This is a genomic window from Neisseria sp. HMSC03D10, assembly GCF_001807625.1.
GTDB classification, from domain to species: Bacteria; Pseudomonadota; Gammaproteobacteria; order Burkholderiales; family Neisseriaceae; genus Neisseria; species Neisseria mucosa.
The window spans coordinates 12,258-22,604 of the sequence record NZ_KV789520.1; the positions used below are offsets into that span (position 1 = coordinate 12,258).

General features: G+C 54.5%; 10 protein-coding genes. 2 read left to right on the plus strand and 8 right to left on the minus strand.

What is annotated here, in order from left to right:
- Window positions 1-292 precede the first annotated feature (292 nt).
- The 4 genes from pntB to HMPREF3066_RS04545 form a co-directional block, all read right to left on the minus strand.
- Window positions 293-1,678 carry a Re/Si-specific NAD(P)(+) transhydrogenase subunit beta gene (gene pntB, locus HMPREF3066_RS04530; protein WP_070440685.1) on the minus strand — a complete coding sequence of 462 codons (1,386 nt, stop codon included), beginning with the start codon at window positions 1,676-1,678 and terminating at the stop codon, window positions 293-295.
- 177 nt (window positions 1,679-1,855) lie between these two features.
- On the minus strand, window positions 1,856-2,257 hold the full coding sequence (locus HMPREF3066_RS04535) for a GFA family protein (RefSeq protein ID WP_070440688.1): 402 nt from the start codon (window positions 2,255-2,257) through the stop codon (window positions 1,856-1,858).
- A 103-nt stretch (window positions 2,258-2,360) separates the two neighbouring features.
- Window positions 2,361-2,744: an MAPEG family protein gene (locus HMPREF3066_RS04540; protein WP_070440691.1), complete on the minus strand. Its 384-nt coding sequence runs from the start codon at window positions 2,742-2,744 to the stop codon at window positions 2,361-2,363.
- Window positions 2,745-2,748: 4 nt separating this feature from the next.
- Window positions 2,749-4,290 (minus strand): Re/Si-specific NAD(P)(+) transhydrogenase subunit alpha, encoded by a 1,542-nt coding sequence (locus HMPREF3066_RS04545; RefSeq protein WP_070440694.1) that lies wholly within the window; start codon window positions 4,288-4,290, stop codon window positions 2,749-2,751.
- A gap of 218 nt (window positions 4,291-4,508) precedes the next feature.
- Between HMPREF3066_RS04545 and gloA the strand changes: the two genes are divergently transcribed.
- Window positions 4,509-4,916 carry a lactoylglutathione lyase gene (gloA, locus tag HMPREF3066_RS04550; RefSeq protein WP_016687772.1) on the plus strand — a complete coding sequence of 136 codons (408 nt, stop codon included), beginning with the start codon at window positions 4,509-4,511 and terminating at the stop codon, window positions 4,914-4,916.
- A 72-nt stretch (window positions 4,917-4,988) separates the two neighbouring features.
- Here gloA and HMPREF3066_RS04555 read toward each other — a convergent pair whose 3' ends face one another.
- From HMPREF3066_RS04555 to HMPREF3066_RS04565, 3 genes are all read right to left on the minus strand, one after another.
- Window positions 4,989-6,128, minus strand: coding sequence for a THUMP domain-containing class I SAM-dependent RNA methyltransferase (locus HMPREF3066_RS04555; protein WP_070440697.1), 1,140 nt, complete (start codon window positions 6,126-6,128; stop codon window positions 4,989-4,991).
- 186 nt (window positions 6,129-6,314) lie between these two features.
- Complete coding sequence (gene fumC / locus HMPREF3066_RS04560) at window positions 6,315-7,703, minus strand: class II fumarate hydratase (RefSeq protein ID WP_070440700.1); 1,389 nt, start codon at window positions 7,701-7,703, stop codon at window positions 6,315-6,317.
- 212 nt (window positions 7,704-7,915) lie between these two features.
- On the minus strand, window positions 7,916-8,797 hold the full coding sequence (locus HMPREF3066_RS04565; protein WP_070440703.1) for a YicC/YloC family endoribonuclease: 882 nt from the start codon (window positions 8,795-8,797) through the stop codon (window positions 7,916-7,918).
- 161 nt (window positions 8,798-8,958) lie between these two features.
- On the opposite strand from HMPREF3066_RS04565, the gene rph reads away from it, so the two are divergent.
- Window positions 8,959-9,699, plus strand: a complete 741-nt coding sequence (rph, locus tag HMPREF3066_RS04570; RefSeq protein ID WP_070440706.1) for a ribonuclease PH — start codon at window positions 8,959-8,961, stop codon at window positions 9,697-9,699.
- A gap of 76 nt (window positions 9,700-9,775) precedes the next feature.
- Here rph and HMPREF3066_RS04575 read toward each other — a convergent pair whose 3' ends face one another.
- A complete protein-coding gene (locus HMPREF3066_RS04575; RefSeq protein ID WP_039410102.1) occupies window positions 9,776-10,204 on the minus strand; it encodes a TOBE domain-containing protein in 429 nt (142 codons plus the stop codon).
- Window positions 10,205-10,347: the final 143 nt, after the last annotated feature.

Genomic DNA, 10,347 nt, shown 5'->3' on the forward strand with positions numbered 1-10,347 from the left:
CCAACCCTCTCCCGCCGGACGGGAGAGGGGGCAGGTTGCACGTTGAGGCATAGATTTCTGTCCACTGTCATCATTCCCGCCCCCGCATACGCGAGGACAAGCTACGTCGGGAATCTATTAGAAATTCTAAGAAACGGATATTTGAAAACAGTTGCCGAGATTCAAAAGTGGATTCCCGCCTACGCGGGAATGACGGCGGTGGGGTGTTTGGCGTGATTTGTTTATAAGAAAGGGTCGTCTGAAAACCTTGAAATCAGGTTTTCAGACGACCTTTTGTCTTGGCTTCTAAATGTTATTTCTTCAATTCCGCCAAAATCTCGTCAACGGTTTTCTTCGCATCGCCGAAGCACATCACGCTGTTTTCGTTGAAGAACAGCGGGTTTTGTACGCCTGCGTAGCCGGTGTTCATCGAGCGTTTGAAGACGACGACTTCTTTTGCCTTCCACACTTCCAATACGGGCATGCCGGCAATCGGGCTGTTCGGGTCGGTTTGGGCGGCGGGGTTGACGGTGTCGTTCGCGCCGATAACCAGCACTACGTCGGTTTCGGGGAAGTCGTCGTTGATTTCGTCCATTTCCAAAACGATGTCGTAGGGGACTTTGGCTTCAGCGAGCAATACGTTCATATGACCGGGCAGGCGGCCGGCGACGGGGTGGATGCCGAAGCGTACTTCGGTGCCGTTTTTACGCAAAAGCTCGGTGATTTCGGCAACGGGGTATTGCGCCTGCGCCACTGCCATGCCGTAGCCCGGGGTGATGATGACGCTGCTGGCGTTGCGCAGCATTTCGGCGACTTCGGCGGGTTTGGCTTCGCGGTATTCGCCGACTTCTTGGCTGCCTGAGGCTGCGGCGGAGCCGTCGGTACCGAAGCCGCCTGCAATGACGGAGATGAAGGAGCGGTTCATGGCTTTACACATGATGTAGGACAGAATCGCGCCGCTGGAGCCGACGAGTGCGCCGGTGACGATAAGCAGGTCGTTGGAGAGCATGAAGCCTGCCGCTGCGGCCGCCCAGCCGGAGTAGGAGTTCAGCATGGACACGACTACGGGCATATCCGCGCCGCCGATGGAGGCGACCAAGTGCCAGCCGAATGCGAGGGCGATCAGGGTCATCAGGATCAGAATGAAGCCGCTGCCGTCAACGGATACGAACACCAGCATCAGGATAAAGGATAAAACCAATGCGGCGAGGTTGAGCTTGTGTTTGGCGGGCAGTTGCAGCGGCGCGCTGCTGATTTTGCCGTTGAGCTTGCCGAACGCGACCAGCGAGCCGGTAAAGGTTACGGCGCCGATGAAGATGCCCAAATAGACTTCGACCAGATGGATGGTGTGCATATCGTGCGAAACGTTGCCCGGCTCGATATAGCTGTTGAAGCCGACCAAAACGGCCGCCAAGCCGACGAAGCTGTGCAAGAGCGCAATCAGCTCGGGCATTTCGGTCATTTCTACTTTTTTGGCTTTGTAGATGCCGATGGCGCCGCCGATGAGCATGGCGATGATGATCCAGCCTAGCCCGTGGGTGTTTTCGGAAAACACGGTAACGAACAAGGCGACCGCCATCCCGGCTACGCCGGAATAACAGCCCTGCTTGGCGGTTTCCTGCTTGGACAGCCCTGCCAGCGAGAAGATGAACAGTATCGCGGCTACGATGTACGCCGCTGTAACGAGTCCTGAAGACATGGTGATTCTCCAATTATTTGTGAAAGTAACTGTGTTTTTTAATCGGGTCGTCTGAAAGGGGTTGATGGCGGATTCGCTTAACCGTCAACCATTTGAGAATGACGGTTCGGGTATTTTTATTTCATCCGCATCACTCCGTTGCCGCTGCGTTTTCAGACGACCTTTGTATCGGGTTTCCTATCCACCGCCGAATTGTGCCAAAAATTCTTCTTCGGTCAGCTTGGGCGTGTCGTTTGCCAGTTCGTAATACGGGGCTTTGGCGTCGATGTAAATCTGCTCTTCCAATTTGAAATCGGCGTTGTCGGCAAACAGTCCGGCGAAGACGAAATAGCTGTCGTTCGGCAGGAAATGGTAGAACAGGTGTGTACCGCAGTTTTTGCAGAACGCGCGTTCCGCCCATTCGGACGAATGGTAGCGGGCGATGTTTTCACCGCCGTTGATTTTCGGCGGTTTGGCGGCAATCAGCGAAAACGTCGCGCCGCTGCCCCAAGTGCGGCACATTCCGCAATGGCAGGCGTGGACGTGTTTGTCGTGTTCCACTTCTAAAGATACGTTGCCGCACAGGCATTTTGCTTTCATGGTCGAAATCCTCATATTCGAAAACTGGCTTCCAGGTCGTCTGAAAACCCGCTGCATTCGTTTTAGCGAAACTCGCTGCACTCGTTTTCAGACGACCCCGCTGTCAGACAGCGGCTACAAACAGCCCGATGGTGCAGACAAATCCGCCCGTCCACATTGCCGAACGCAGGCTCGGTTTGTCTTTCAGATAGCTGAAAATATAAGCAATGCGAAAGGCGATGAACGATATGGACAAAAGGTTGATGGTCGCTTGCGCGGCATTGCCTGTGGCGTGTGCCACCAAAACGGCGGCGGCAAATGGGGCGAACACTTCAAAACCGTTTTGCTGCGCGGCATTGGCGCGCGCCGACAAGCCTTGCGTGCGGGCGAGGAAATCGCGCGGATTGCGGTTGTCCGACGGCTGAAAACCGCCCTGCGCTTTGGCAACGAAGGAACAAAACAGCGGCAGCAGCGATGCGATCAGGATGCACCAATAGGCTAAAGTCATGCTTTTACCCTTTCCTAAACATATTCAACATCCGACGCGTTACGTAGAAGCCGCCGAAGATGTTGACGCTGGCAATCAGGATGGCAATGAAGGCAAGCAGGGTCACGAAACCGTTGCCTTGGCTGATTTGCAGCAGCGCGCCGACGACGATGATGCCGGAAATGGCGTTGGTTACGGACATCAGCGGGGTATGCAGCGAGTGGCTGACGTTCCAGACGACGTAGTAGCCGATAACGCAGGCGAGGACGAACACGATAAAGTGGTTCAAAAATGCTGCGGGCGCGACCGCACCGACCCACAGTACCAACACGGCGGCGATGACGGCGGGCGCGAGTTTTTTCCACAGGGGAACGGGTTTCGGCTCGGGCTTGGCGGCAGGCGCGGCTTTTTCAGACGACGTTTGCTGCGGCTGGGCGGAAACTTGAATCGGCGGAGGCGGGAAGGTGATTTCGCCGTCGCGGGTAACGGTCATGTTGCGGATAATCACGTCTTCGAAGTCCAGCGTGATTTCGCCGTCTTTGTTCGGGCTTAACAGCTTGGTCAGGTTCACCAAGTTGGTGGCGTAAAGCTGGGAAGACTGTCCGGCAAGGCGGTTTGCCATGTCGGTGTAGCCGATGATTTTCACGCCGTTGTCGGTTACGAACAATTCGCCCGGTTTGGTGAGTTCGCAGTTGCCGCCCGTCGCCGCCGCCAAATCGACGATGACGGAGCCGGACTTCATGCTTTCCACCATTTCTTTGGTAATCAGCTTGGGCGCGGGTTTGCCCGGAATGGCGGCAGTGGTGATGATGATGTCCACCTCTTTCGCCTGCTCGGCAAAGAGTTTCATCTCGGCGGCGATAAATTCGTCGCTCATCACTTTGGCGTAGCCGTCGCCGCTGCCGCCCGATTCTTGCGGGAAGTCGAGTTTCAGGAACTTGCCGCCCATCGATTCGATTTGTTCCGCTACTTCCAAGCGGGTATCGAACGCGCGCACCACTGCGCCGAGCGAGTTTGCCGTACCGATTGCCGCCAAACCCGCCACACCGGCACCAATCACCAAAACCTGCGCGGGCGGCACTTTGCCGGCGGCAGTGATTTGACCGGTGAAGAAACGGCCGAAGGCGTTGGCGGCTTCAATCACGGCGCGGTAGCCGCTGATGTTTGCCATCGAAGACAAAGCGTCTAAAGCCTGCGCGCGCGAAATACGGGGCACCATGTCCATCGCCAGCGCGTTCACTTTCTTGGCGCGCAAGGCTTCGACCAAAGCCTCGTTTTGGCGCGGCCACAGGAAGCTGACGATGGTTTGCCCTTCTTTGAGCAGCGGCAGCTCGCCTTCGGACGGCGCGTTGACCTTATAAATCAAAGGGCAGGCCCAAACCGTCGCTTTGTCGGCAACGGTCGCGCCTGCTGTTTGGTAAGCGGCATCGTCCAAACTCGCCGCCAAACCTGCGCCGCTTTCGACAACGGTTTCAAAGCCCAGTTTGCTCAACAGGGCAACAGTGGCAGGCGTACAGGCGACGCGGGTTTCGCCGGATAATGACTCGCGTGGGATACCGATTTTCATCTCTGAATCCTTTTTTGGGTTGTCTGTATATAAATGTTAATATGTTTCATATAATTCCCTTATAGCGAATTTTTTGACGGCTGGCAATAGCTGCGGCGGATGGTTTACTTTTACGGTAAAGGTCGTCTGAAAGCTTATGTTTGCTGCCGTTGATACGGGTTAGGGCTTGCGTTTCGTGTTAAAATCCTGTTTTAACAACATATAAAAGGAACACAATCATGCGCCTGCTTCACACCATGCTGCGCGTCGGCAACCTTGAAAAATCCTTGGACTTTTATCAAAACGTTTTGGGCATGAAGCTCTTGCGCCGCCACGATTATCCGGAAGGCCGTTTCACGCTGGCTTTTGTCGGTTATGGCAGCGAAGCTGAAAATACGGTTTTGGAACTGACCCACAACTGGGATACCGAAAGCTACGATTTAGGCAACGCCTACGGCCACATCGCTATCGAAGTGGACGATGCTTATAAAGCCTGCGAACGTGTAAAAGAGATGGGCGGAAAAGTCGTGCGCGAAGCAGGGCCGATGATGCACGGCACGACCGTTATTGCTTTTGTTGAAGATCCCGACGGCTATAAAATCGAGTTTATTCAGAAAAACAGCGGCAATGATTCGGTGAAATACTGATTTTTTGTCAAAAGGTCGTCTGAAACGTTTGGTGAAACCCGCCAAATCTGTTTCAGACGACCTTTATCATATTTATCGGTTCGACCCTTTGACCATATCCATCAAAAACAGGCGGCAGTCTAAGTTGCCGTTGTAGAGCGGGATTTTGCGTTTGGGCGAAAGGCGCATGAATTTCGGCATATCGCGGTCGCCGGTAAACATTCCCGCCAGCCAGCCCGCGTAATGCTGTTTCAACCACGCGCCCAACTGCGGGTAAAGGGCTTGCAGGGCTTGGACTTCGGCAAGGCGGACGCCGTAAGGCGGATTGGAAATCAAAATGCCGCCTTCCCCGTTCGGACGGGTGTCCTGCGCGTCTTTGACTTCAAAACGGATAAACGTGTCCACTTCGGCAGCTTGGGCGTTGGCAACGGCGGCGCGGATCATATAGCGGTCATTGTCGCTGCCCGAAATCGCAGCTGGCGCGGGGCGGATTTGCGTTTCGGCTTCGTGTTGCAGCTTTTTCCAAAGGGCGGCATCGAAGTTTTTCAGCTTTTCAAACCCGAAACGGCGCATCAAACCGGGCGCGCGACGGGTGGCAATCCATGCGGCTTCGATGACGATGGTGCCGCTGCCGCAAAATGGGTCTTGGAAAGGCTGCGTACCGTCATAGCCCGCCAGCAGCAGCAACCCCGCCGCCAAGTTTTCGCGCATCGGCGCTTCACCCGTGTCTTGGCGGTAGCCGCGTTTGAACAAGGCTTCGCCGGATGTGTCGATGAAAATTTGAATGTCGCGCTCGTCAATAAAGGCATGGATGCGGATGTCGGGGCGGATTTTGCCGACACTGGGGCGCGCGCCGCAAGCGTCGCGGAACACGTCGCACACGGCGTCTTTGATTTTGAGCCCGACGAAATCCAAACTTTTGACTTGGGCGCGTTTGCCTTCTACTTTGACTTTGAAGGTTTGTTCCAAGTCGAACCAATCCGTCCAGCGGATATTTTTCGCCGCTTTATAAATGTCTTGCTCGTTGCGGTAGCCGCTTTTGGTCAGGCGCAGCAACACGCGGCTGGCAGTGCGCGAATGCAGGTTGATGCGGTATACCTGCTCCATACCGCCTTTGCACGCGACGCCGCCGTCAACGGCGCGGATGTCTTGGCATTTGAGTTGTTCGAGTTCTTGGGATAAAGGGGCTTCGAGACCGCGCGGGCAGGTAACGAAGAGGGAATAAGTGGTCATGCGAACCTTTCGGGGTAGGGCGGTTGAACTGAGATTGCGGTGATTATAATGCTTTTCGCAACGGGATTTATCGAAAGGTCGTCTGAAAATTGCAGAAAGCGGGCGATATGGCTGCTGAGATAAAGAAGGTCGTCTGAAAACCAATCCCGGTTTTCAGACGACCTTTGCCGTATTTCAAACCGTCAATCAGCGCGGATGAACCATATCGGCGGGGACGACCAGTTCGTCAAACTCTTCGCCTGTCAGCAAGCCCAACTCAACGGCGGTTTCGCGCAGCGATTTGTCGTTTTTATAGGCGGTTTTGGCGACTTTGGCGGCGTTTTCATAGCCGATTTTGCGGTTCAGCGCGGTAACGAGCATCAGGGAATGGTGCAGGAAATAATCGATTTTTTCCGGTACGGGTTCGATGCCGGTGGCGCAGTTTTCGTTGAAGCTGTTGCACGCGTCGCCCAACAGGCGGATGGATTGCAAGAGGTTGTAGGCGATGACGGGCATATAGACGTTCAGCTCGAAATTGCCCGACGCGCCCGCCATGCCGATGGTGACGTCGTTGCCGAACACTTGGCAGCACACCATGGTCATCGCTTCGCATTGGGTCGGGTTGACTTTGCCCGGCATGATGGACGAACCCGGCTCGTTTTCGGGGATTTTGATTTCGCCCAAACCGCAGCGCGGGCCGCTTGCCAACCAGCGGATGTCGTTGGCGATTTTGTTCAGGCTTGCCGCCAGCGTTTTCAGTGCGCCCGAAGCGGCAACGGCGGCATCGCGTCCGCCCAAGGCTTCAAATTTGTTCGGCGCGCTGACAAACGGCAGGCCGGACAGTTCGGCGAGTTTGGCTGCGGCTTTTTCGGCGTATTTGGGATGGCTGTTCAAGCCCGTACCGACCGCCGTGCCGCCCAAGGCAAGTTCGTACAAACCTTTGAGTGCGTCGTTCAGACGGCCTAAGCCGTGGTCGAGTTGGGAAACGTAGCCGGAAAACTCTTGTCCCAAAGTCAGCGGCGTTGCGTCCTGCAAATGGGTGCGGCCGATTTTGACGATGGGGGCAAATTCTTTGGCTTTTTTGTCCAATGTGTTGCGCAGGGCTTGGACGGCGGGGATGAGGTGGCGGTTGATTTCAATCGCGGCGGCGACGTGGATGGCGGTCGGGAACGCATCGTTGGTCGATTGCGCGTGGTTCACATGGTCGTTGGGATGGACGGGCTGATACGCCGCCAAACCCGTACCGGCGATTTCGTTGGCGCGGTTCGCCAGCACTTCGTTCATGTTCATATTGGACTGCGTGCCGGAGCCGGTCTGCCAAACCACTAAGGGGAACTGCCCGTCGAGCTTGCCGTTCAACACGTCGTCCGCCGCCTGCGTAATCAAATCCGCCTGTTCGGGCTTAATCCTGCCGAGGGAAACATTGGTGGCGGCTGCTGCTTTTTTTACCAGTGCCAAAGCGTAAATCAACGGCTGCGGCAGGGTTTCGCCGCCGATTTTGAAATTGTTGCGGCTGCGCTGGGTCTGCGCGCCCCAATAGGCTTCGGACGGGACTTCGACATTGCCCATGGTGTCGTGTTCGGTACGGGTGCTCATGCGTTTCTCCTGAATTAAATGATAATGCAAATAATTTGCAAGCGTATTATAGCGGGCAGGAGGTCGTCTGAAAAGCAGGGGAGGGAGGTTTGGTAAATAGGGTGGGGCAGTATATTGAACAATAGGGCAGGGTGCGGATTGCGGTATCAAAAAAGGTCGTCTGAAAAGCAGAAAATGGCTTTTCAGACGACCTTTGCTTTATTTTTGAAGGCTTATTCGATGTTTTGAACCTGCTCGCGCATTTGCTCGATTAAGACTTTCAGTTCGACTGAAGCCTGCGTGCATTCCGCCGCGATTGCTTTGCTGCCCAGCGTGTTTGCCTCGCGGTTCAATTCCTGCATCAGGAAGTCCAAGCGTTTGCCCGCGCTGCCTTTGTTTTCCGTAACGATGCGGCGGACTTCGGCGATGTGCGTGCGCAGGCGGCTGAATTCTTCGTCAACATCGGATTTTTGGATAAACAGCGCAAATTCCTGCTGCAAACGGTCGTTGTCGATATTGCCTACCGCTTCCGCCAAACGCGTGTTCACCTTGTCCATATGCGCCTGAAGCAGGCTCGGGAACAGCTCGCTCAAGGCATCCACGATTTCTTCCATACTGGCCAAACGTTGCAACAGATGTTCGCCGAGTTTTTTGCCTTCGCGTTTGCGGGCGGCGGCAAACTCTTTCAACGCCTCGTCCAACAGCTCTTGCACGGTTTTCGCCAAAGCTTCGGGGTCTTCGCTTTGACCTGCCAATACCCCAGGAAAGCGCAACACTTCAGCGACTGTCAGCTTGCCGAAACCGTGTTCCTTGCGCCAAGTTTTGTTCAAATCGGACAACTGTTTCACCAATTCTTCATTGGTTTCCAAACTCTGCCCGCCGACTGCCGCGTCCTGCAACTGAATACGGCATTCCAGTTTGCCGCGTGCGGCCGAAGCCGCAATTTTCTCGCGCAACGCGCCTTCCAGATAACGCAATTCTTCAGGCATACGGAATTGGACATCCAGATAACGGTGGTTCACCGCGCGGATTTCCAAGTTCACGCGCTTGCCGCCGCATTCGCCTGCAGCATTGGCAAAGCCGGTCATGCTGTGGATATGGATGGATTGAGTCATGGTTTTACTCCGTTTCAAAATACGAGTGAAAGTGGAGGGACTATAACACAATATAGAATAAGGTCGTCTGAAAACGATTTCAGACGACCTTAAGCAGCCATCCCGACGAATCCCGTATAATACCGACCACAAATTTTCACCGCTTCCCCAAAGGACAAATCATGAGCAATTACACCCGCACTTCACGCGCTGCCGACAGCCTGCGCGACATCAAAATCACCCCGCACTTTCTGCCGCACGCCGACGGTTCGTGCCTGATTGAATGCGGTAACACCAAAGTTATCTGCACCGCTTCCATCGACGAAAATGTTCCGCCGTTCCTTCGCGGCAAGGAGCAGGGCTGGGTTACCGCCGAATACGGGATGCTGCCTGCGTCTACCGCCTCGCGTATGCGCCGTGAAGCCGCGGCAGGCAAGCAGTCGGGTCGCACTCAGGAAATCCAGCGTCTGATCGGGCGTTCGCTGCGCGCCGTCGTGGATATGGAAAAACTGGGCGAACGCCAAATCCTAATTGACTGCGACGTGATTCAGGCTGATGGCGGAACGCGCACCGCGTCTATTACCGGCGCATTCGTCGCACTGCAAATTGCGGTCAACAAGCTGCTTTCAGACGACCTCATCAGCGAAAATCCCATCCGCGAAGCCGTTGCCGCCGTCTCCGCAGGCGTCGTGAACGGTGTACCGCTTTTGGATTTGGATTACCCCGAAGATTCTGGCTGCGACAGCGACGTCAACATCGTTATGACCGTTTCGGGCAAAATCATCGAAATCCAAGGCACGGCGGAAGGCGCACCGTTCAGCTTGGACGAATTGGGCAAACTGATTGCGTTGGCACAAAAAGGCATTGCCGAGTTGACGGCGCACCAGCAAAACGCATTAAAAATATCCTGCCCTATCGGATAACGGCATTCTGCAAATGATAAAAAGGTCGTCTGAAACCTGAAGTTTCAGACGACCTTTTGGAATCGGACGGTTCGGATTATGCCAATACGCCCAAAATAACGGCGCCTGCTTTGAAGATTGCCGTTGCTTTTTGGCCGGGTACCAGATTCAGCAAATCGCTGCTTTTCATGGTAATGCCCGCGCTCAAAGCCAAGCCATCACCCAAGTCCAAGTCAACGATGCTGTTGACCGAACCGCGTTCGATATGGCTGATGATGCCTGACAATTGGTTACGCGCGGAAAGTTTGATGTTGTCGAGATTGTTGGCAATCAAGATGCTGCCCGCTTTAATCAGCACCACAACGGCCTTGCCTTTTTCCAAGCCGAGGTTGCTGACGCTTTCGCAAGTAACGGCTGCTACGATTTCCTGTCCGGTCGGTAGGGAGACGGTTACTTCGCTGTTGACCGCGCCGTTGCGGATGTCTTTAACGATGCCGTTGAATTGGTTGCGTGCGCTGATTTGCATAATAATAATATTCCTTTCGTGTGTTTGTTGTTTGAATTTGAACGAACAATACTATACCGTTTTCTGATGTCCAAATACAATATATTTTTAAATAAAATAGGCATTAATAACTAGAGACCTTTGCAAAATTCCCCAAAATCCCC

What these genes read in the sequence shown, in the direction of transcription:
- rph (WP_070440706.1), top strand. Translation starts at nt 8,959, where the DNA reads ATGAGCAATTACACCCGCACTTCACGCGCTGCCGACAGCCTGCGCGAC.
- gloA (WP_016687772.1), top strand. Translation starts at nt 4,509, where the DNA reads ATGCGCCTGCTTCACACCATGCTGCGCGTCGGCAACCTTGAAAAATCC.
- HMPREF3066_RS04565 (WP_070440703.1), bottom strand. Translation starts at nt 8,797, where the DNA reads ATGACTCAATCCATCCATATCCACAGCATGACCGGCTTTGCCAATGCT.
- HMPREF3066_RS04545 (WP_070440694.1), bottom strand. Translation starts at nt 4,290, where the DNA reads ATGAAAATCGGTATCCCACGCGAGTCATTATCCGGCGAAACCCGCGTC.
- HMPREF3066_RS04555 (WP_070440697.1), bottom strand. Translation starts at nt 6,128, where the DNA reads ATGACCACTTATTCCCTCTTCGTTACCTGCCCGCGCGGTCTCGAAGCC.
- HMPREF3066_RS04575 (WP_039410102.1), bottom strand. Translation starts at nt 10,204, where the DNA reads ATGCAAATCAGCGCACGCAACCAATTCAACGGCATCGTTAAAGACATC.
- pntB (WP_070440685.1), bottom strand. Translation starts at nt 1,678, where the DNA reads ATGTCTTCAGGACTCGTTACAGCGGCGTACATCGTAGCCGCGATACTG.
- HMPREF3066_RS04540 (WP_070440691.1), bottom strand. Translation starts at nt 2,744, where the DNA reads ATGACTTTAGCCTATTGGTGCATCCTGATCGCATCGCTGCTGCCGCTG.
- fumC (WP_070440700.1), bottom strand. Translation starts at nt 7,703, where the DNA reads ATGAGCACCCGTACCGAACACGACACCATGGGCAATGTCGAAGTCCCG.
- HMPREF3066_RS04535 (WP_070440688.1), bottom strand. Translation starts at nt 2,257, where the DNA reads ATGAAAGCAAAATGCCTGTGCGGCAACGTATCTTTAGAAGTGGAACAC.